Source organism: Bradyrhizobium sp. USDA 4510 (assembly GCF_054059095.1).
The window spans coordinates 1,061,902-1,082,047 of record NZ_JBSSBT010000001.1 but is presented as its reverse complement, the minus strand read 5'-3'; the positions used below and the strand labels follow the sequence as shown (position 1 = coordinate 1,082,047).

Here is a 20,146-nt window from a genome sequence, read left to right as displayed (position 1 = left end):
CGCCGAAGCCGCAGCGTTGGAGAGCAACTGCTGGCGGAAGACTCCATTGCTACCGATTGCGATGCTATTCGTCGCATTATTTGCGGAGAATGCGAATTCTCGAATTCTCCTAGCGGACATCTATCCGGCCATGAATAGGGCAAGGATAGAGCTGTAGTTGACATTAAATTGCTGGTATTGCTACAAAAATGAGCACTCACAAACCGGACAAAGAACCGGCCAAATCAGCGGTCCCAGACAGAGGTGAAAGCACCGGCCTGATGGAACCGATGCTTGTCTCCGAAAGCTCGGGACGCCGAACCCAGCTCGCCGACCTCTCGGTCGAACTGGCGGCAAAGTCGGCCGCTTTCAGGCACAGCCTGCCCAGGGGTGTTCTGATCTCCCTGGCTAGGCTCGTACGTTCGATGAATTGCTACTATAGCAACCTGATCGAGGGGCACGACACTCACCCGATCGATATAGAACGCGCACTCAAGCACGACTACAGCGCCGACCCCAAGAAACGCGACCTGCAAGAGGAAGCCATCGCCCATATCGCCGTCCAGGAGTGGATCGATGAGGGAGGCCTCAATGGTCGCGCGACGATGCAGGACGGCATCATCGAAGTCCATCGCCGCTTCTGCGAGTTGCTCCCGACAGACCTGCTTTGGGTCGAGAATCCGGACACCAAGGAACGTGTCGAGGTCGTCGCTGGCAAGCTGCGCGACCGCGACGTTGCGGTGGGCCGCCATGTGCCGGTCAGCCCGGGCGCCCTGCCGCGCTTCCTCACCCGCTTCGAGGAGTCGACGCAATCGTCGCCTCGGCCTGCGCCCACCACCGCCTGCTTTGGATTCACCCGTTCCTGGATGGAAATGGCCGCGTTGCGCGGCTCATGTCCTATGCCATGCAGCGGGAAACGCTCGACACCGAGGCTTTTGGTCCATCGCGCGCGGCCTTGCCCGCAACGAGGCGACCTACAAGCAACATCTTACTGCCTGTGACATGCAGCGCCGCAACGATCTGGACGGTCGCGGCACGCTAAGTGAAGAAGCATTGGCGGAATTCGCGATCTTCTTTCTGCAGACCTGCATCGATCCGGTCACCTTCATGCAAGGGCTCGTGCAATCCGATCATCTCCGCAACCGCATCCTGATCTGGGCCGAAGAAGAAACACGGGCCGACCGCCTGCCCCAAAAATCAGGAGCCATTTTGGAAGCGATCCTCTTCCGTGGTGAACTTCCGCGCGGCGATGCCGCTGCTTTACTGCAAACAAGCGAGCGCAGCGCCCGCAGGGTTACATCGGCCCTCCTTGAAGCGGAAATTCTAACCTCCGAAAGTCCGCGGGCGCCGCTACATCTCGCCTTCCCGGCGCGGCTCGCGTCGCGTTGGATGCCGGGACTGTTTCCCAGGTAGGATTGCGCGGCAATGACAGCGAGAAATCAATTACCTCGCATGGGCCGGGCGAGCGACCCGCTAAGGCCGGTAAAACGGCTTCGCTGTCACGATCTTTACCAACTCGCTTTGCGCGAGGGAGTAATGTCGCCGTAGTGCTCACCTAGCGTCTCACTTCGCCAGTCCTCAAATCACGTCCGGGAGTGCCGCGGCGCATCATTATTAGGTGCGGCGATAAGCGATGCCAGATTTCAAGGTCATTGCTCGCCTGCATTTCGACGAACAGACCATGTTCGTCGGTGCGAATAACACGCCCAGCGGTATCAGATGTGGTCGCCAAGACAGTCTTGGGTCTCTCGGTGAGCTGGCGCCGCACAAGACCTCCATCGCCGTCCCGTAGAAGGAATGCGAGGAGAACACGTCGAGGCAGAACTTGTGCAGCGCCGATTGGAGGGCGATGGAAGGCGTGGTCGCCAGCTTGTCGCGCAGCGCCAGCGTGCGCTCCTCCGTAAGCTCGGTCAGGACGATCCGGCAGCGTCTTTATCGTATCATCATCCTTGCGATCGGCCGAGCCGTGCGGCCGATCAGCTCAATGCCAATAACTTGCTTCGACGGCGGCGTACTCATCTGCTGATGCCTTTATAAAGGAGAGAGATTTTTCTGCGGATATCGAGTCCGACTACGCGATCGTCTGGCATCGGCTTCGCGGCACACAGCGCCTCGCCGTAGGTCTGCGAACAGGATAAGCTAAGGCGCCCCGCCCCACAGGCTACCGGGCCGGAAGGCTGGCGACTGCTGACCATCCGATAGGACCTCGTGCGGCTCACCTCCAAATGTCGATGATCCAAAGTCACTTTGGCGCGCTCGGCTCGACAGCATCCCCGACGGGAGGCCGATGACGTAGGCGTGACGGAATAGATCGGAGCCAATGTCGTTCCGTCCGAGCGCCAGCAGCTACGCTGCGGCTTCGTCAGCTTTTCGAAAGCTTGCTCTGGTAGGATGTCTGCTTAGGTGATCTTGGATGTGAGGCAACGTGGACCCGCACAATTGTGACCCATCAAATGTAACATTTTGGTCGCAGGTGCAGCATGCCACCTCGGAACAGCAGCATGAGGGTTCGGCGAGACAAAAGGCGTTTGAGCCGTTCTTGGCGACGGCGCTCCCAGCCAGCACCGGTACTTGTCCTCATCAGTCTGAAGACCGGCGCCGAATTGATGACGCGACTAATAATGCTGCGGCTCGGAATGATTAAAAGCAGTATCTACCGAACGTCGCCGATCGCGGGCATGTTCTCCGCTTTCGACGTCAAGCGTTTGATCCGCGCAATCAGCAATCCTATCGCTCACGTCAACGAATTCTAATAACCGAACGATGAAGGCGCCGTTGAGCAATCTTCGCGTTTGCTGCGAGCCGGCTGCTCGCAGCGCGATTCCGCCCAAGGCCCCCTCAGAGGACGACGAAAGTTTCATTGAAATGGTGACTCGTGCCAATAGGCGCAGCGAGACCGCCCTTGACCAGCATCGCCCTGCCCTTCGCAGATTCTCCGAGGCGCTTATTCTAGAGGGCCAGACGATATCTGGACTGGACCACGACTCGCGGATCAGGTCCGCTCGGAGGCTGTTCCCGCGCGACAAAAATCTCATCTCCGCGTTAAATTTGTTTCGTGCTGCGGAGCTCTGCGCTAAATTTGGTTCGTGATGCGGAGCGCGCCTTCCGGTCCAGGCGCTTCTTCGAGCGGGCAGCTGAGCATTGCGGCCTTGACCGAGTAGTCTTCTGTAGTCATTTGCACGGCTACGGTCGGGTTGGGCGACACGGCACGTGACCACCTATTGCACTTAAGAGCATGTCGCTCTGATGGAAACTCGCTGTTGCGGTGGCGTTGGAACCTACCGTCCGACCTAGCTGGGACGATCGGCTCGCTCTGTCCGAAATCAGATGACGGGCGATATTCAGGTACGGCGCATCGGCGCCGACGAAGTGGATAAGCGTTTGGAGCGTCTCGCCGACATCCTCATTGACTGCGTCGTCACGGCCAGTCGCTCAGCTTTCTGCCACCGCTAACTCGACGACGTGCGCTGGCGTATTGGCGTAGCATCGCGGACGCGGTCGTTTGCAATGGATGCGTAGCTGCGGAAGATGGTGCAGGTCGGATTGTTGGCACAACCCACATGGTACCTGCCGCGTCAATTGCATCGCGCTCGAGTCGTCAAAATCCTGGTTGAAGGAAGTGCACGCCGTCGCAGCATCGGTCGCCGGCTGCTCTCGGCTGTCAGCGAGTTAGCACGAAAGGAGGGAAGACGTTGTTGACGCTCAGCACTACCACAGGTTCTGCTGCCGAGCGTCTTTACGCCAGCGAGGGATGGCGGCGGGAGGGTATCATACCCGGGTGTGTCCTCGCCCCTGATGTGCGAGCCAGGCGAACGATCGCCATAAACTTTCGTATCGTTTCGCACCCCCCTTGAGGTGCCCAATCTTTACCAACGTCCAATTGAGCCGCTGATCACGATCCTCTTAGCTGCATGTGCGACTGGCCACAGCGAGATCTCATTCGTCTTCGCGGGCGTCGTCAACTGATAGCTAATCAGGAGGTCGCGAATTCTATTTTTTATGGGAATGGCGGCCTTCGCCGAGACGTGGATGGAGATACTGATGGAACCATTCGAGCTTGCGTGGTGCGAGTTCGAATACCAACGCGCTCTCAGATGCCTCGAAGAGAGGGAGAACAGGGCGGACGACGCCTGATCCCAGATCGTGGAGATTCAGTCGGTTCTAATCCGTCATGCGAGAGGACCTGTGGGCCAAACTCTATGACAGCGCACGGCAACGCACGCCAAGAGCGGCGATACAGCGGTCGAAAGCTCGCCCACGGTCCCACTCAGAAGACCTCACCAAGCAGCGTAAAGGCGGCTTCGTGCACGATGCACCGATGGGTTACAAGACCGTCCGTTCGATTGCGGAAGAGGCAATTGTCGTTGCCTTCCGCAAGTTGTGAACCGCAAATTTATCGAGAAGACAGTGCTTGCACGGGCAATTTGTTGCCGTGACTTAATCAGAGCTTGGGCTTGACTGATGAGGCTGCGCGAATCTATATGCGCGTCGCAACAGAGTTCTGACCAAATTCAAAGCGACGCTCCGGATTTGAGCTTCAAGGCGCTTCTCGCCAGGTCGCCGGCTCATCCGGCAGTGCACGAGCGAGCAAAACACGCCCGTTAAAGGAAAGAAAGCAGCGGTTCAAGTGCTGACGGGCGACTTTTGTTATGCGAACATCGTGGGCGCGATGCACTTTGCCCAACGGCCAGCAACACTTCCAAGATAAGCCGGAGCGAAGGGCTACACAGTGGAGCCAGGGCTAGTCGCCTGCGTTACCTTGCACAACATCAGCCGCACGGTTTTCCCTCTGACCGATCAACGAACGCGCGAACGAGCTAGGGTATCGATTGCTTTAGGGGGTGACTGCTGATCTTGGATCTTGGAGGGCTGTCCACTTCATTCGGCCGCGAATACGCCACCCCGATTAGATTCTTAGAAATAAATAACTCGAACGAAAACGTGCGATTTGTCTTGGACACGTGTCCTGATCGCGCAAAGATATCAATTTCCACGTCCTGGAACTCAAGAAACTGGCCATCCATTGGAAAACACACCTTATATACCGCCTCTTTCAAAACGAAGAGATCCCGCCGCTTGAGCGTGTGTAGATCGTACATTCGCTGCTCATGAGGAGTGGCAATCAATTCGATCAGGTTTTCCGGCAGAGGTTCATTAGGCTCAATGTCGACGCCGAGAGCTGCAATGCTTTTCGTCCCTACAATAGCGGCGGCTGCTACTGTATCGTGGTGCGCCAAAGATCCGACCACGCCGGTTGGCCAGATCGGAACACCCGAGCGCGTCTTCAAGATCGCCATTGGTGGGAATCCCAATCGCTCAAGAAGTGTTCGGGCAGCTACTCTTGCGGCAGCGCTTTCGCGGCGGACTTTGGGAACGGCGCGTCCCATAGACATGACTTCGGAAGCGTACATTCGTCGCAGCGTTCTATCGGACGGATGCCGACCATGATGTTCTGTTGATCAATCGTAAAAATCTCCACTGTTTGGTCCCGCTAGCTTTTCGAACATCTTAGTGTCGATCAGAGGGGCGGCGGCCGCCCACATATGGACCGTTTCTGACCTGCGCCTGAATATGATCCGGAGGGAGTTAGAGTCTCGGGAGCTTTTGCAGAGAGACCGAAGTCTGGCCCACCGAGCCGCTTGCCGACTTGTGGGTTATTTGGGGCTCGAGACCGATCTTTGAACTCAGAATTTTTTCGAGAGAAAGTTCTTGTCTATTTAACAGTCCCGCTGAGCGCCCTTGAAATGGCCCGAGCCAGAACTTGCCGGTTTTCTGGATTGCTCACCATTGTCGCGTGGTTGCCCGGCATCGATACCGCATGATAAGTCCCAACCCTTGTTTGGCGAGTGCCTTGCGATGCAGTTGTTCGTCAGGTGGTAACCCAGGGCTGACAAGAAGCTCACTGCCATAAACTGATGTATCTCAATCGGGAGCGACGGAACTCGGCACGATTGTAGCGCCCGGTGAAATCTCGCGGCCCTTTGATACACCGAAACATCGCTGTGGAGATCGTGATCTGGAGGTAACACTCCTTTTGCTGCGCCTTTTCGAGCACTCAGAAATGGAACATTGCTCCTTGTATCCTTCGAAAACCTCGCCGTATTCATCGCGCAAGATTCCGCAACTCTCCAGAATAAATTCTCGAGCCAAACTGATCTGTGAAGCGTTTGAAGAATCTGCAGGCGAACTAACATCGATGAACGCCATAAATGATACAACTTCGTCGATGCTCAGCAATCGCTCGACAATTGCATAAGCCAGGATTGCACCTGATGAGTATCCAGCAAAGCGGTATGGGCCCCGTGGCTGGATCTCTTTAATCGCAAGGATCGCCTCTGCGGCCATCGCCTCAAGAGTTCGTGAATAAACGTCATTGAAGGGCGGCCACGGCAGAGCGTAGACGGGGCAATCTACATCCATTTCCGCCACCAAACCGAGGACATAGGAACAATCTCCAAAACCTTTGGGGACAAAGAACAGCGGTGGCTGCGATCCGGTTGATCGAACGGAAATTATGACCTGCCACTGAACTTTCATCCAGCGGCAGTTAGAGTCTCGGTGGTTTGTACGCCAAGTGGCGCGGGTGGAGCAACGGACGATCGGCGGAGCTGGTCGGGGTTGCGCAGCCGAGCGTCCGTTGCGGTGAGAGTGGCGGCGTAGGCCGCGGGCGTGAGGTATTGCAGCGAGGAATGAGGTCGCTCGCCATTGTAGTCGGCGACCCATGCCGCGAGTTCGGTCCTGGTGTCGTTGAGATCGAAGAACAGCGTCTCATTGAGGAGCTCGTCGCGCATCCGGCCGTTAAAGCTCTCGACGAAGCCGTTCTGCATCGGTTTGCCCGGTGCGATGAAGTGCCAGTCGATGCCGGTTTCCTTGCACCAGGCGAGCATGGCGTTGCAGGTGAGCTCGGTGCCGTTGTCGGAGACGATCAGGCTGGGTTTGCCGCGGCGAGCGACAATCGTCGTCAGTTCCCGCGCCACACGCCGGCCCGAGATCGATGTGTCAGGAATGGCGCCCAGACATTCCTTGGTGACATCGTCGACGATGTTGAGGATGCGGAAGCGTCGTCCATTGGCGAACTGGTCGTGGACGAAGTCCAGCGACCAGCGCGCATTCGGCTTTGCTTCCACCAGGATCGGTGCCCGGCACCCCATGGCCTTGCGGCGAGCCCGCCGCTTGCGGACCGTCAGCCCTTCTTCCCGATAGATCCGGTAAATGCGGTTGATCCCTGATGGCTCGCCCTCCCGCCGCAGCAGGACGAACAGTCGACGGTAGCCGAACCGTCGGCGCTCGTGAGCAAGGTCGCGCAGCCGGGCACGAAGATCCGTATCCGGAGGGCGGCAAGATCGGTAACGGACCATCCTCCGATCCGCGTCGACGATCGTGCAGGCCCGTCGCTCCGACAGGCCCATCACGGCCTTCAGGTGCGCCACAGCGGCGCGCTTGGTAGCCGGCCCTACCGTTTTTGACAAAAACTCGCGCAGTGCTGCCGCGTCGAGCATCTGCTCGACCAGTACCTTCTTTCAGCTTCGCGTTCTCTTCCTCGAGCGACTTGAGCCGCTTGGCTTCGGACACTTCCATGCCGCCGAACTTGGCCTTCCAATTGTAGATCGTCGCCTCGGAGATCCCCGTGTTTGTGAGCCAGGTCTGTTGTCGTCGCTCCAGCCTCACGCTCCTTCAACACTGAGATAATCTGCTCTTTCGTGAACCTTGCTCGCTTCATCTGTCCGTCCTTGCTCAGGCCGGACTCTAACTCCATCTGGAGGTAATATTCAGGGGCAGGTCAATTACTCCGGGCTACTGGGCCGTGGCTCCACATGAATCTTTGATGCAAATTCCTTGAGAACAGGGGTTTGGAAGAGGTCGGCGGCGCTAAAGCTCAGCCCAAATTCTAATGCTCGACTGAGCATCTGCACGGCCAGCAGCGAGTGGCCGCCAAGTTCGAAGAAGTGGTCGTGGCGCCCGATGCGCTCGACACCGAGAAGCTCGGCCCAGATCCGCGCCAGCGCCGTCTCGACCGCGCCCTGCGGCGGCTCATAGGCCGCCAGCGCATAGGCTTCATCGGCCGGCGCCGGCAGCGCGTTGCGGTCGAGCTTGCCGTTCGGCGTCAGCGGCAGCGCCGCGATCGGCACGAACGACAGCCGGCACCATGTAGTCCGGCAGCCGGCTACTCAAGTGCGCGCGCAAGGCGCCCGCAAGCCCGCCTCCATCGCCCTCACCGGCCTCCGGCGCGCCGACCACATAGGCGATCAGATGCTTGTCGCCGGCGCGGCTCTGGCGCGCCACCACCACCGCCTCGCGCACGAAGGCGTGCTCGCAAAGCTTTGCTACGATCTCGCCCGGCTCGATGCGGTAGCCGCGGATCTTCACCTGGTCGTCGTTGCGGCCCAAAAACTCAAGATTGCCGTCCGGCAGATAATGCCCGAGGTCGCCGGTCCGGTACAGCCGATCACCCTCGACAAAGGGACTGGCGATGAACCGCTCGGCTGTCAGTTCAGGGCGTTCAAATAGCCCCGCGCAACCCCCGCCCCGCCAATGTAAAGCTCGCCTACCGCACCAAACGGCACAAGCGCGCCATGGCCATCCAGCAAGTACACCCGCGTGTTGGCGATTGGGCGCCCAATGTGAGGCATCTCGGGCCAACATGACGGATCAGCTGCAAGGTGGTGCTCGGAAATGACGCTGATTTCCGTGGACCCAAATTGATTGATCAATCTCGCGTTCGGGTGTGCCTCGAAGAAAACCTTAAGCAGTGCAGTGGCCTAATCGTTCGCCGGCTGTATAAAGCTCTCTTAAAGAGGGTAGCTGCACGCGCTGCGTGCTTCAGACTTCTGCAAGATGATTCAATGCCACGAATGGGAGGAAAAGCCGCTCGATCGCCTCCCGCTCTACAAACTCCAGCAAGTCGGAAAAGCGCCTCCGGGTCTCTTCCCGCAGGAGTACAAGTACTCCGCCGTCCTTCCAACAAATGAATAGTTCCTGGCAGGACACATCGAAGTTCAACGTCGCGAACTGAAGTGTACGCAGTTTTGACGTGCCAAACCCCGCCAGCGAATTCACAAGCGATCCGTGGGACATTTCGACGCCCTTGGGGATTCCCGTGGATCCTGAGGTGTAGATCACATAGGCAAGATGGCGGGATGTGAGCCCAAGCGTGCGCGGGTCAGGGTCCGAGGGCGGCCGCTCGCACCAGGCCCGGGTGCCAGTTTCCAGATCGACCACGCTGACATCGGCGAGTGCCTCGCCGCCCAATGCGGTTCGACCGGCGGCATCGCAAAGCAGCAGTTGCGGTGCTGCATCGCCGACAATCTGCCGCAGTCGCGCCGGTGGATAAGCTGGATCCAGCGGCAGATAGGCACCGCCCGCCTTCAGGATCGCCAAGACACCAACCACCATCGCCACGCTGCGTTCCAGGCAGATCGCCACCGGCTGGTCTGGCTTGACCCCGAGCTCGATCAGATGATGCGCCAGCCGGTTGGCCCGCGCATTGAGTTCGTCATAGCTCAATCTCTCCTTCTCATGGACCACCGCCACCGCCTCCGGTGCCTTTTGCACCTGCGCCTCGAACAGCTCATGGATGCGCAGCTCCGACGGATACGGCGCCTCCGTCCGATTCAACTCCTCCAGTAGATACGTGCGTTGGTCGGTCGACAGATTGTCAATGCGGCCGACCGGCTGTCCCGCATCGGCCTTGCCGTCATGTAACAAAGTTTGCAGATGCTGCGTCATGCAGTCGATCTTCGCCTTGCTCAATATGTCGAGCCTGCCGGGTCGTTGAGCTTGTGGCGCTCGGCTCCGTTAAGGGGCGGGTTGAAGATGCTGACGAGGATCAGGTCCTTGTCCCGCCCCCCGCGCAGAAGATGCTTGTCATGCTTGTCAAGCACATACAGATCGCCCGAACGAATGGAGAAGACATTGCCGTCCATGTCCTCGACCTCGCCCTCTCCGGCGATGCAGTAGCAGGCTTCGAGATGATTGCGGTATTGCAGAAGCGAAACGGTGTTAGCGCGGACCACAGTGTGGCAGACGCTAAAACCCATGCCGTCCTTCTCCGTCAGAAGGCGGTGGCTCGTACCATTGCCCCAATCGACGAAGTGATCGGTCGCTTCAACATCGTGCAGGCTACGCACAATCATAGCGTTCGATTGCCGGATACGGTAAATTCATTGTTGCGGCAGCTGGAGGTCGTTGTACTGACCGGCAAGCGCGGCTCCCGCGCACTGCCGAAGCATCGGCTGCACCCAAAAGGCCTCCCGAGCCCTCGCCGGCGTCTAGACAAAGATATCGGCGTAAGGGTATTCCGCAGCCGCGTCGACGGCGTGCATGTACCACCTTGATGTTCCCTCTTCTTCGCGGTGCCGCCGCCTGCCTTGGTATGGTCGAGAATGCTGCTGGTGATGTTGCCGGCCAGACAAAGCGTTTCCGATCGCAGATTTGGCAAGTTGTTTCCTTCCTTCACTGTGCCTCGCGGCACGAATACAGCACCGCAGCCTCTCAGCGAACTGGAGCGAACCTCATGCCATGGTCGCACACAGATAAGAGATAGTGGCTGTTTCAGCTGGCTAGCGAGCGGAAAGGATTTGGCAAGGCAATGAAGCCAATCTGACAAACTGACAAGATATGGCCGGATGCGAGCAAGTCTGCGAGGGAGAACCGGTCGGACAGTGTCGGCTGACCTTTATCGTTGAAGATCCAACCATTGCCGGTGGCTAAGACTTCACGCTTTCTACTTGGCGCGTTCGAGCGGTGCGCGCGACGTGGAACTGTACCATCGTCGCGTCGAGCGACAGCGCGATCATCAGCAGCGACTTGTCTTCGACGAAGAGCGCTTATCCTTTTTTGATGCGAGCTTCTTCATGATTGACGCAATCCAGAGCATTGCGGCTGGCGGAATTAAGGACACACACGTTTCGCTCCTCTTCGACGGGATCTCTTACTGAGTGATTGTGCTTTCGCTCAGCTATGTTCGCTGCGCACTTAAGGAGGCGGCATGAGCCGACCGCTGCCCTCGGCGAAATCAGCTGCCGCCCTGGCATGCAGCCTCGCTGAATCGAATACCGGCAATTGTGTATGTTCGGGGCCGATGAGAAGACCAATCTCCGTGCAGCCAAGGATGAGCGCGTCGGCGCCTCGGTCGCGACCTCGCGCAATGATGTCGATAACTTCCTGGCGCGAGTGATCAGAAACCGTGCCGCGGCACAGCTCATTGAAAATGACAGCGTGGATCCGGCTGCGCTCGTGCTCCGCCGGTATGACCGGCGAAAGGTCGAACCGCTGCCGCAGGCGATCACAATAGAACGGCTGCTCCATCGTATAGCGCGTCCCAAGCAAGAGTGGTCGCTTGACGAAAGCGGCGAGCAGGGCCGCAGCGGTCACATCGACGATGTGGATGAGCGGCACACTCAGCTCGGCAGCAACGATGTCGGCAATCACATGCATCGTATTGGTGCAGATCAGGATGCAGCCGGCGCCTGCATCGACCAACTGTCGGGCGATCCTCGCCAGATAAGCAGCGGCTTGCCTCCATTCTCCCGCCTCCTGAAGAGCGACGATATCGCCAAAGTCAACAGAGCGAAGCAAGATGTCTGCCGAGGCGAGACCGCCGCGGCGCTGACGGACGATTTCGTTGATTTCCTTGTAATAGATGGCCGTGCTTTCCCAGCTCATCCCTCCGATCAGCCCAATGGTTTGCTGCACTTTACGATCTCCACTTGATGTGAAGGCGACACAGGCGTGCCGCGCCTTCGGCGGCAAATAGTCGGCGTTGTTTCTCGCAATCTCAATGGAAATGCAAAATCAAAGGCCTTATCTCTGACGATGGCAAAAACTCTTCTCACCCGAGCTGCGAAGCCGGCTGAAAGGGCATGGCGTTGTGCAAACAATTCGGACAAGTTGCAGCTCGGTGCAGCAACTCCCGTCAGTGCGTTTGCCGGATCGAGCGATCTTTCGGTGTCCGCCTGTTGGCGGCACATCAAGCACAGTGGAGGACAGCGGTCTGATCGACGCATCGCCCTGATTGACCGACGCAAAAACCAACGTACCGATGACTGTGTTCATGGGTGTGCGCCGTCGCATCACTCGACGGCCGGCTTGAGGTGCGGCTCCTAGCGGGTCGGGGGGAACATCCGCGGAGCGCCTGCCGGCAATTGGGCTGGAAAACGACAGATGGTTTAGCCCGCAGCGGATCCTGCTTCCATTCGGCCCAGTCATACGAGATCACTGGGCCGGTCTTGAAGCTGGTCTCGCCGGTCCGCATCCAGTCTTCGTCCAGTTTCACAAGCAGGCGGCCACTCGCGATGCCGACGATCGCCGCCTTGTTCGGCAGATCGAGCTCGACCGGCCCCGCCGCACCGAACAGCACATACTGGCGCTCGAAGCCGTTGATCCGACGGGCGACGCCGCCGGTCACATGGATCCGACCTTCACCAAGCACCATTGGCACGATTCCGAAATCGGTGCGCTGGCCACGAAAGACTTCGCGCGCCTGATCGAGCGGCTGAGCGCGCTTGAGCTCCTTCAACTCGAAAGCGTAGCCGGCCTCGGTCGTGATCCCCTCGCCCCGATCACTAGCAACAAGGACAGTGTCACGATCGAGCCAGCTGACATGCTGCTTGCCCTCTGGCAGCTCGAATCCACCTGTAACAAAGCTTTTGGCGTCACGATCGAATTTGCGTATGGACACGGCGCCCTTGCCGCCATCGGAAAGTTGGATGAGGCAGCGGCGCCCGAAGCAGCTGCGCCCCTCGTAGACCCAATTCTTTTTCTCGGCGGCAGCGAGGGCATCAATGTCCAGGATGGTCTCCCACCGGGGATCCTCCCCGCGATAACTCTCAAGGCTGGCGCGCCGCCAGATGCCGCGCACATGGCTCTCGTCCTGCCAGAAATTTTCGAGATCTTGTCGTCCAAGCGAAACGTACGGAATCCGGTGTTTTGCCTGGAGGATGGTTAGCGCGTCCCGGTAAAAGCGATCATAGCGAGGATCCGAGTGCGGCGAGCCGAGCGTCTTTTCGTTCTCGGCCTGCGCCCAGGCCAATGCGCGCGGCCCCTCGGACTCATCGAGCCAGAGAAACGGATCGTCCGCCGGCGTCGCAGCAGACTGCCCGTGGAGCTGCACGACTGTCAGACATATGATCGAGAGCAACCAGGCGCGCAGAACGGATTTTTTCATTGTCTTATCCTCGGACGGGCACACACAGGGCGAGCTTGCAGGTTCTTGCGACTGGGCGACAGTTGTGAAATTCGTGTTGCGAGCGTGCACGCACTATGTCGCGCCGCCCGCACCTCGACTGTGCAAGCAGCATGCCGTCTGGAAAACAGCAATTTCTGACGCGTCGTACCGCATCGCCAGGTCAGCTTCCCGACATTGGGTCTGAAGCTGACAATCTGGTGTGGAAATCGGCGGCGCTGGATCGCGGCGGGGCTGCTTCTCGCTTGCGCTCGGACAGAGCGCGCAAGCTGTCAGCCGCCGGAGTGTTGGCGCGTTCGGCGCCCAGCCTTCGCTGAGTTGAACGCGCCATAGTTCGGTCTGCCGCGAAGCGACGCGCTAGCGTAAGCGAACCCTTTGGCTCGTCTTATGGTCCAGACGCAACTGGTCCTTCTGCCATCCCCACGTTCGATATGACCCAGACGCTCGCGTGCCTGTCGACACAACTTCCTTTGGCGTCACAGAGATGATCCGACACAGACCCGGGATTTACCAATTTACGCGAATACCGAGCTTTCCGTCGTAGGCGTAGGTGTTGCCTTCGAAGCGCTGCTGGTAGGAGGCGTTGGCGAACAGCGTGGTGAAGCTGTTGATCTGGCCGTTGATACCGGCGTTGAGCTCGCCCCAGCTGCCGCCGAGGCTAGAGCGGAACGGGATGAAGCCGGTGTCGGAGGAGAACTGGGTCATCGGGTTGCCGCGGAACTCGTGCCAGACGTTCGGCCGCAGCGATGCGGTGATGGTGCGGGCAAAACCGCCGACCCATTCGTCGTCCAGCGACCATGTCCGGCCGAACCGCGCGCCCACCCGTGCCGCCAGCGAATCGACATCGGCAAAGCGGATCTGGGCGGCGGCATCCTGCGCGCCGGAGAGGTCAATGTTCTGGTACACGAGCTGCGCCTGCGGCTCGATGAAGTAGCCCTGCGGCAGGTTGAAATTGCGAGCCACTCAGCGCCCGAGCCCCGACGGCGCTCGAAGTGGAAGCTGGCGAGGCGGTCCTCCGCGCGCGCCAACGAGCGCTGCGAACGCAGGCATTGCGGCGGGGTCGTCGACCTCGCCTTTGGCGAATGCCTGCGCATACTGTTCTGTCACCGCCGCATCGAACGTGATTGGCGCGCGCGTTCGTAAGCCCGCAGCGGCACGCTGCGGCCCCTCAGCAAGAGACTCCGATAGGCCGTCCCTTGAATTCCGACACGGAGCGCGACCCGCTTTGCTCACGCAAATCCGTGCCTTGGCAGGACACCTTCCCGCTTCGTGGGTCTCGGCTAGGCGCACCGGGCCGAATGATGTCCGATCTCCATCCTTTCGCCGCCGACAGATTGCTGTGCAGTGTCAAGCCGAAGTCCCGCGGCCCCTCCCCTTCGCCGGTGCCGTGGCCAGCAATCGTCGCGCTGCTGCTGTCCGGAGACATCAAGGTCGAGCTCCTTCGGATCTCGGCGAGCATCTGGTGTTCAAGGGCGGCACATCTTTGTCGAAAGCCATCGCCCCGGCGAAAACGAGGCGCGGCCGGACAAAGCTACTGCGGCCAGGATCGGTTTCATGGCTCGTCCTCCACTTCCCACCGGTGATGCTCAGGCAAGGTCCAGACTGACCGGCGCGAGACGGCAGGCTCGGAACGGGGGAACCGCCCGGTCACCTCGCTGCCGCACTTGCAACATCTAAAATGATCTCGGGCCGTGCGAGCATGTCCTTATGGGGGCCGACGGTCGCACCGCACTTCGGACAGTTCACCAGCAGATCATTCGCTTCGGAGCATGGCGAGAACTCTTGGACCTATGCCCATGGCTCAACAGCGGCGATGCAGCCGTTCCCGCTCATATTCCGGAACCCTGCTTCCCAGCGAGCCGTTGAAATCGCGCTACGCTGTTCGGAGGCACGGTGCCCAAGGCCGGTACGAAAGAGATCGCAAGGCTGCTGCGCGAGTACGCGCAGCGGAGCGCGCTGCGCGGCGATAACCCCTACCGCGCGAAAGCCTATTCCCGGGCAGCCGACAGCCTGGCTGCGCTCGCCGTCCCTATCGATCGTCTCATCGAGGAGGACAGGCTGACCGAGATCCCTGGGGTCGGCCAAGCCATCGCCGACATCGTAACCAAGCTACACCGCACCGGCACGCACCCGAGCCTGGAGAAGCTCCGGCAGGACATCCCCGCCGGTGTCCTGGAACTTTTAAGCGTGCCCGGCCTTCGACCCGAAAAGGTGCTGCGGCTCTACAGGGACGTGGGCATCACCTCGCTTGCCGAGCTGGAGCAGGCCGCAAAGGAGGACCGGATCAAGCGAGCCAAAGGGCTCGGTGCGGCATTGCAGACCAAGATCTTGCAGAACCTGTCGATCGCCAAGAGCGGCCACGGTCGGCTGCACCTGCATCGCGCGGCCCTCCTACTCGAACATGCGCAGGATTCCCTCCGCAAAGCCCGCCCCGAACTTAAGAGGTTGACCATTGCGGGCGACTTTCGGCGCGGCTGCGAGCTAATCGGAGATCTGGCCATTGTTGCGGAGGCACCGAGCAGCGGCATGGAGCCGGAATTCGTCGACACCACGGGGCTGCAGGTTCGCCTCGCCGACCGCAGGCACTTTGGGGCTGTCCTGCTGCACGCCACAGGCTCGCCCGCCCATTTGGAGCAGCTTCGCCAGCTTGCGGAAGAGAAAGGAATGCGCCTTGAACGGAACGGGCTGCACAAGCAACGCAGCGTGGTCGCTGAGAGCGAGGAAGCAATCTATCGGGCGCTGGGGCTGCCCTTCATCGAGCCCGAACTGCGCGAGGGACGCGGCGAAATCGAGCGTGCTTTGAACGGAGAACTGCCGAAGCTGGTAACCGATCAGGACTTGCGAGGGATCCTGCATTGCCACACGGAGGCCTCCGACGGAACCGAGACCCTCGAGACGATGGCGAAAGCCACGCTGAAGCGAGGTTTCGAATATTTCGGCGTCGCTGACCACTCGAAGTCGGCGCACTACGCCGGCGGCCTCTCAGTGGAGCAGATCAAGAAGCAGCATCGGGAGGCTGACCGGCTTAACAGCAAGTTCGGCAAGGATTTGCGGATCCTGAAGGGCATCGAATCCGACATCCTGGCCGACGGGTCGCTGGACTATCCGGACGATGTGCTCGACAGCTTCGATTTCATCGTCGCCAGCATCCATGGCCGCTTCAAGCTGGACAGAAAGGCACAGACGGAACGCCTGCTGCGCGCCATCGGCAATCCCTACACCACCATCATCGGGCATATGACCGGCCGCCAGCTTCAGCGCCGGCCAGGTTACGAAATCGACGTCGAAAAGGTGCTGCGCGCCTGCGCCAAACACGATGTCGCCGTCGAGATCAACGCCCATCCGTGGCGTCTCGACCTGGACTGGCGATGGCACCAGGCGGCGCTGGAGTTCGGCTGCATGATGAGCATCAATCCGGACGCGCACTCGATCCGCGAGCTCGACCACATGCACTGGGGCGTCGAGATGGCTCGCAAAGGCGGCGTACCGGCGGACCGGGTCCTGAACGCCATGACGCTGGCCGAGATAACCCGTCATCTGAAGCGGAAACGGCGAACTTTGTCCCGGGCGGCGTAGCGGCAGAGGCTGCCTGCTCACCCGCCCTATCGACTTGACCGAACGGTAAGCCGGCCGCTTGAGCACAACAGGGAGAAGAAGAGGAAGGCACCGACAGCAGTGCTGCCTCCGTGAGCTTCATTGACGCCGTTGCGAGCTTCTCGCTCTCGTCCTCGAAAGTTGCCTTATCGTATTGAACCGTGCGAGTTGCGCCCGCGCTGGGGCATTGGCGAGGAATTCGTCGCGATTTCCACGTTGAACCGATCGGACGCGGCCCGGGAAAAAGGCGCGTGGTGGCCGGCATCGAAAGCCGTCAGTACCTGAAAGTGTTCCTGTCCGGGACCGACGATACGGAAGGGCTCTGATGAATGCGCAGGGGTTTCGAGTCCCCCTCGGTAAGGAAGCCCATCAAATCACCCCAGAACATGGCCTGGGATGACTACCGCTATCCGTCCAATAGCGTCGCGCGGCGGCAAGGACGTCGCGATCGGTGGGCTAGGAACATGGCCGCGTCTTCCGGAGTTGCCATTGGCGTGACTAAATAAGGGAGGGAAGCGAGATGGGACGAGGCGTTTTGCTTTGGCTTTTGGGCGTGCCAATTCCTGTGATCATCCTGCTGTGGTTGTTCTTTGGGCACTGACTACGGCGTAATTGCCGGGCGACGTGCACCAACCCAGTCTACCGGCTCATTGGGGCCCATTTCGGGTGGCACGTCAACCGATCGAATGATCGAGCCCTGCCTTTCAAGGCCGTGCAATTAAACCGCGGCTCGAGATCGGACGATGCATCCCGTCGTGCTATCGCTGCGTCTAGCCGGACATTGTGGGAGCCCCGATAATCTTTGCAGAGAACAATGATGCGAGTTGCGCCTGTTTCTCGCATTTGCCGAGCGTGATTTTGGCCGGATAGTCCTTCATGCGCGTGATTACACCGCTCGCTGCAGCGCCCCGCGATCCCGCGAGCGTTAGCGCATGGGTGGCAGCTTGGCGCACAAGACGTCGGTCAAACTCGTCAGTGCACGCGCGTTGGCGATGCGGACCAATAAGATTTCAGCCATCGGCGGCCCACAAAGGCGGCCTGCCGCGACTGCTGCGCTCAGAGTGGCGCATTTTCGGGTGACCAGGGCTGCCCTCGCGTCTCACGCTCGGACGTCTCTGAGCCCGGCACCAGAGTGGCCTCGTCGGCCTTAGCTTCCTGGGCCGCGCCTTCTGCCTGTTTAGAAGCCTCGTCGGCCGCCGCATCGAGCGCGCGCTCGCCGATCTCCTTGGCGCCTTCGACCTGCTCCGATGCCAGATCCTGGGCGCGGTCCTTTAGGCGGTCGCTGGTCTCGCCCATGAGACGATTTTCAGCTTCAGTCGCCGGCAGCAAGGCGCCCACCAGCGCTCCGACGGCGATCCCCAGGCCGGTCAGCAGCATCGGCTGTTCACGGCAGAAATCGAGGAAGGTGCTGCCGGTCTGCAGGGTTCGTTGCCCTGCGGCCTTGGTTGATTCCGTGATGGAAGATGCCGTCCGCCGGGCTGTGTCCGCGACTGCATCGTACCCGGCTGCAGCGCTACGTTGGACGGAATCCTTCGCCGACCCGGCCGTGTCCCGCACTGCTTCGGCTGTCTCGGAAGCGGTCTGTTGAGCGGCGTCCGTCATCGAGCCCGCCATATCGCGCAGCCGGTCTCCTGTCTGTGAAGCCGCCCGCCTGGCGTCCTCGGCAGTCGACCTCAGGCCCTCGGCAGTGTCGCTGCCGACCGCAGAGGCCTTATCGCTCCATTCGGTGCCTTTTTCAGCCGCCGACTTGCCGGCCCTACCGGCCGCATCACGCACGCTGTCCGCAGTATCGCTGACGGCATCGCGAAGGCGCTCCTCCGTGCGGCGCATGAGCCCATCGGTCGACCTGCCGCCCAGCATCAGCCATGCCAGGCTTGCTCCCATGAGGACAAGCGGCATCGGATTGCGAACGGCCTGGTCTCTCAGGTTGCGGGCGAACGCCGCGCCGGCGCCGTCGATCACCCTGTCTGCGAGTTGATCTAGGACATGCCCAGGCGTCATGCAGGCGCGCAATTCATCCAGGGTGCTGGCAATCTGCGCACGTGTTTGTTCGGCCTCTTGTCAAGCTGCTCGGCGTGGCTCATGATCCTGACTCACCTGTTCCTTCGCCACCGAGGCGTCCCGTTGGAGCTGGTGGACGGTCTTGCGGGGCACGACGTTTTCGATTCTAAGGCGGCTGATGCCGACCAGAAGAAGTATGATTCCGAGTATCAGCGCGATCCCGCCCACCAGCAGGGCTGACCAGTAGGAGGCCATGCCATAGCGCTCGGAGAGCGCCGCAACGCCGGCCTGGAGCAGGATAACGAGAGCAGGTATCAGCAGCACAGCGCCGCCGACGATGAGGCCCAGGCCTCTGCCGATGCTGGCCATGTTCTCCGAGACCTCTGCGCGCGCGAGCTGCGCTTCCTTGCGCAAGAGGACCGTGAGCTGGGAGAATAGATCGCCGATGATTTCGGGGACGGAACGTGAGTGCGTGGGGGTCATGGCGTATTTCCTCCCCGTGAGGGGTCCGCCGAACTTTTCAGAAACCGCGAGATCGCAAATCCGGCGAGCGCCGCGCCACCAAACACTGCCAACGGTTCCTTCCGTCCGAAGTCGTTAAAGGTCCCGATGAGGTCCCGTAGGCTGCTTTCGCGAAGCGCACCCGCCCCCTCTTCGATGCGGGAAGCGGCCGCGTGCGCAAATTCGGCGGCCTTGGGCATTTGCTGTTGAAGTTCGTCGGCGGCGCCGTGGACGGCTTGAGCCACCTGCTCGATCTGGCTTGCGCCTGCCTGCTTTTGCCGCCCGGCCGCGTGTTCTGCCTTTTGTTCTGCCTGCGTGGTTGCGTCTGGCATAGTCGAAATCCCTCGTGTGCAGCCGCCCTTGACCGCGCGGCCGCAGTCGCATTTGTCCCTTCCTCTTCCACAGAATCCAACATGATGACGCTTTCGATGTTCCTGGCCCGAAAGAGAAACGTGTAGGCAATCGTACTTTCTCTGTCCAATTGATCGACGGAGGGGCCTGCGACCGCCATGCTGTGAAATCCGACACTTTGTGCCGGAACTCCACCACGTCTGCGCCATGCGGGATCGAGCTGACTTGCAATCGAAGTTAAGCGGGACTTGGTGTAGCGGAAGCTCGGCGGCAGCTGGAAGAGGAACCCCCCATGCGATCGCCAAGAATATCGGCGGCCTTCCCGAAGTCCCGGATAAGCGTCTTCACGCCCTTGAACTCTTTAATGTGCGTGATGAGCTCGCAGCCCTTTACCGTATATACAAACTCTCTGCTCCCGGGCGGGCGGCGCCCTGCCTGCACGTTCGCGGGGGTAGGCCACGAGTAAAATGAGGCATCAACTCAATCGTGTCGAATGCAGGCCTGCGGCAGGAAGCGTAGAACGAGTCTCGCCATTTC

At 60.1% G+C, this 20,146-nt stretch carries 21 protein-coding genes and 2 pseudogenes; 6 read left to right on the top strand and 17 right to left on the bottom strand.

Annotated features, from left to right (window positions below):
* Positions 1–224 precede the first annotated feature (224 nt).
* Positions 225–611, bottom strand: coding sequence for a hypothetical protein (locus ACVMDN_RS04905; RefSeq protein ID WP_456835521.1), 387 nt, complete (start codon positions 609–611; stop codon positions 225–227).
* A gap of 35 nt (positions 612–646) precedes the next feature.
* On the opposite strand from ACVMDN_RS04905, the gene ACVMDN_RS04900 reads away from it, so the two are divergent.
* The 4 genes from ACVMDN_RS04900 (at position 647) to ACVMDN_RS04885 (ending at position 3,432) form a co-directional block, all read left to right on the top strand.
* Complete coding sequence (locus ACVMDN_RS04900) at positions 647–1,021, top strand: Fic family protein (protein WP_456835522.1); 375 nt, start codon at positions 647–649, stop codon at positions 1,019–1,021.
* A complete protein-coding gene (locus ACVMDN_RS04895; RefSeq protein ID WP_456835523.1) occupies positions 982–1,392 on the top strand; it encodes a hypothetical protein in 411 nt (136 codons plus the stop codon). Before ACVMDN_RS04900 ends, ACVMDN_RS04895 begins: the two co-directional genes overlap by 40 nt.
* A 220-nt stretch (positions 1,393–1,612) precedes the next feature.
* Positions 1,613–1,771: a hypothetical protein gene (locus ACVMDN_RS04890; protein WP_176731252.1), complete on the top strand. Its 159-nt coding sequence runs from the start codon at positions 1,613–1,615 to the stop codon at positions 1,769–1,771.
* Positions 1,772–3,306: 1,535 nt separating this feature from the next.
* On the top strand, positions 3,307–3,432 hold the full coding sequence (locus tag ACVMDN_RS04885) for a hypothetical protein (RefSeq protein WP_276327036.1): 126 nt from the start codon (positions 3,307–3,309) through the stop codon (positions 3,430–3,432).
* Positions 3,433–4,796: 1,364 nt separating this feature from the next.
* Here ACVMDN_RS04885 and ACVMDN_RS04880 read toward each other — a convergent pair.
* From ACVMDN_RS04880 to ACVMDN_RS04845, 8 genes and pseudogenes are all read right to left on the bottom strand, one after another.
* The gene (locus tag ACVMDN_RS04880) at positions 4,797–5,366 is read right to left on the bottom strand and encodes a 4'-phosphopantetheinyl transferase family protein (RefSeq protein WP_245313732.1); all 570 of its coding nucleotides are present in this window, start codon (positions 5,364–5,366) and stop codon (positions 4,797–4,799) included.
* Between the two features lie 535 nt (positions 5,367–5,901).
* Positions 5,902–6,516 carry a thioesterase domain-containing protein gene (locus ACVMDN_RS04875; protein WP_253587808.1) on the bottom strand — a complete coding sequence of 205 codons (615 nt, stop codon included), beginning with the start codon at positions 6,514–6,516 and terminating at the stop codon, positions 5,902–5,904.
* Positions 6,513–7,699, bottom strand: a pseudogene (locus ACVMDN_RS04870) (IS3 family transposase). The gene ACVMDN_RS04875 and the pseudogene ACVMDN_RS04870 overlap by 4 nt, the downstream one beginning before the upstream one ends.
* A 64-nt stretch (positions 7,700–7,763) precedes the next feature.
* Entirely contained in the window at positions 7,764–8,108 is a 345-nt protein-coding gene (locus ACVMDN_RS04865; RefSeq protein ID WP_069275751.1) for a phosphopantetheine-binding protein, read from the bottom strand.
* Positions 8,035–8,367: an AMP-binding enzyme gene (locus tag ACVMDN_RS04860; protein ID WP_176731258.1), complete on the bottom strand. Its 333-nt coding sequence runs from the start codon at positions 8,365–8,367 to the stop codon at positions 8,035–8,037. Before ACVMDN_RS04860 ends, ACVMDN_RS04865 begins: the two co-directional genes overlap by 74 nt.
* A 98-nt stretch (positions 8,368–8,465) precedes the next feature.
* Positions 8,466–8,690: an AMP-binding protein gene (locus ACVMDN_RS04855; RefSeq protein ID WP_253587810.1), complete on the bottom strand. Its 225-nt coding sequence runs from the start codon at positions 8,688–8,690 to the stop codon at positions 8,466–8,468.
* Positions 8,691–8,799: 109 nt separating this feature from the next.
* A complete protein-coding gene (locus ACVMDN_RS04850) occupies positions 8,800–9,729 on the bottom strand; it encodes an AMP-binding protein (RefSeq protein WP_069275753.1) in 930 nt (309 codons plus the stop codon).
* Positions 9,726–10,112 (bottom strand): ectoine synthase, encoded by a 387-nt coding sequence (locus ACVMDN_RS04845; RefSeq protein WP_253587814.1) that lies wholly within the window; start codon positions 10,110–10,112, stop codon positions 9,726–9,728. The genes ACVMDN_RS04850 and ACVMDN_RS04845 overlap by 4 nt, the downstream gene beginning before the upstream one ends.
* 594 nt (positions 10,113–10,706) lie before the next feature.
* Here ACVMDN_RS04845 and ACVMDN_RS04840 point away from each other — a divergent pair.
* Positions 10,707–10,916, top strand: coding sequence for a hypothetical protein (locus tag ACVMDN_RS04840; RefSeq protein WP_069275755.1), 210 nt, complete (start codon positions 10,707–10,709; stop codon positions 10,914–10,916).
* Positions 10,917–10,953: 37 nt separating this feature from the next.
* On the opposite strand, the gene ACVMDN_RS04835 is transcribed toward ACVMDN_RS04840, so the two are convergent.
* The 3 genes from ACVMDN_RS04835 to ACVMDN_RS04825 all read right to left on the bottom strand — a co-directional run bounded on the left by ACVMDN_RS04835 (position 10,954) and on the right by ACVMDN_RS04825 (position 14,125).
* Positions 10,954–11,673 carry an aspartate/glutamate racemase family protein gene (locus ACVMDN_RS04835; RefSeq protein ID WP_081334949.1) on the bottom strand — a complete coding sequence of 240 codons (720 nt, stop codon included), beginning with the start codon at positions 11,671–11,673 and terminating at the stop codon, positions 10,954–10,956.
* A gap of 274 nt (positions 11,674–11,947) precedes the next feature.
* Positions 11,948–13,144: a prolyl oligopeptidase family protein gene (locus tag ACVMDN_RS04830; RefSeq protein WP_253603454.1), complete on the bottom strand. Its 1,197-nt coding sequence runs from the start codon at positions 13,142–13,144 to the stop codon at positions 11,948–11,950.
* A gap of 525 nt (positions 13,145–13,669) precedes the next feature.
* A complete protein-coding gene (locus ACVMDN_RS04825) occupies positions 13,670–14,125 on the bottom strand; it encodes an autotransporter domain-containing protein (protein WP_069275757.1) in 456 nt (151 codons plus the stop codon).
* A 930-nt stretch (positions 14,126–15,055) separates the two neighbouring features.
* On the opposite strand from ACVMDN_RS04825, the gene ACVMDN_RS04820 reads away from it, so the two are divergent.
* Complete coding sequence (locus ACVMDN_RS04820; protein WP_253587820.1) at positions 15,056–16,738, top strand: helix-hairpin-helix domain-containing protein; 1,683 nt, start codon at positions 15,056–15,058, stop codon at positions 16,736–16,738.
* Between the two features lie 1,074 nt (positions 16,739–17,812).
* On the opposite strand, the gene ACVMDN_RS04815 is transcribed toward ACVMDN_RS04820, so the two are convergent.
* The 5 genes and pseudogenes from ACVMDN_RS04815 to ACVMDN_RS04795 form a co-directional block, all read right to left on the bottom strand.
* Positions 17,813–18,718, bottom strand: coding sequence for a hypothetical protein (locus ACVMDN_RS04815; RefSeq protein ID WP_253587822.1), 906 nt, complete (start codon positions 18,716–18,718; stop codon positions 17,813–17,815).
* Positions 18,719–18,802, bottom strand: a pseudogene (locus ACVMDN_RS04810) (hypothetical protein); the annotation flags it as partial.
* Positions 18,803–18,817: 15 nt separating this feature from the next.
* Positions 18,818–19,240 carry a phage holin family protein gene (locus ACVMDN_RS04805; protein ID WP_069275759.1) on the bottom strand — a complete coding sequence of 141 codons (423 nt, stop codon included), beginning with the start codon at positions 19,238–19,240 and terminating at the stop codon, positions 18,818–18,820.
* A complete protein-coding gene (locus ACVMDN_RS04800; RefSeq protein WP_069275760.1) occupies positions 19,237–19,590 on the bottom strand; it encodes a hypothetical protein in 354 nt (117 codons plus the stop codon). Before ACVMDN_RS04800 ends, ACVMDN_RS04805 begins: the two co-directional genes overlap by 4 nt.
* A gap of 256 nt (positions 19,591–19,846) precedes the next feature.
* Positions 19,847–20,050: a DUF72 domain-containing protein gene (locus ACVMDN_RS04795; protein WP_141713229.1), complete on the bottom strand. Its 204-nt coding sequence runs from the start codon at positions 20,048–20,050 to the stop codon at positions 19,847–19,849.
* Positions 20,051–20,146: the final 96 nt, after the last annotated feature.

What these genes read in the sequence shown, in the direction of transcription:
- ACVMDN_RS04905 (WP_456835521.1), bottom strand. Translation starts at nt 611, where the DNA reads ATGGACTTCGATGATGCCGTCCTGCATCGTCGCGCGACCATTGAGGCC.
- ACVMDN_RS04895 (WP_456835523.1), top strand. Translation starts at nt 982, where the DNA reads ATGCAGCGCCGCAACGATCTGGACGGTCGCGGCACGCTAAGTGAAGAA.
- ACVMDN_RS04890 (WP_176731252.1), top strand. Translation starts at nt 1,613, where the DNA reads ATGCCAGATTTCAAGGTCATTGCTCGCCTGCATTTCGACGAACAGACC.
- ACVMDN_RS04885 (WP_276327036.1), top strand. Translation starts at nt 3,307, where the DNA reads ATGACGGGCGATATTCAGGTACGGCGCATCGGCGCCGACGAAGTGGAT.
- ACVMDN_RS04880 (WP_245313732.1), bottom strand. Translation starts at nt 5,366, where the DNA reads ATGGGACGCGCCGTTCCCAAAGTCCGCCGCGAAAGCGCTGCCGCAAGA.
- ACVMDN_RS04875 (WP_253587808.1), bottom strand. Translation starts at nt 6,516, where the DNA reads ATGAAAGTTCAGTGGCAGGTCATAATTTCCGTTCGATCAACCGGATCG.
- ACVMDN_RS04845 (WP_253587814.1), bottom strand. Translation starts at nt 10,112, where the DNA reads ATGATTGTGCGTAGCCTGCACGATGTTGAAGCGACCGATCACTTCGTC.
- ACVMDN_RS04830 (WP_253603454.1), bottom strand. Translation starts at nt 13,144, where the DNA reads ATGAAAAAATCCGTTCTGCGCGCCTGGTTGCTCTCGATCATATGTCTG.
- ACVMDN_RS04805 (WP_069275759.1), bottom strand. Translation starts at nt 19,240, where the DNA reads ATGACCCCCACGCACTCACGTTCCGTCCCCGAAATCATCGGCGATCTA.
- ACVMDN_RS04800 (WP_069275760.1), bottom strand. Translation starts at nt 19,590, where the DNA reads ATGCCAGACGCAACCACGCAGGCAGAACAAAAGGCAGAACACGCGGCC.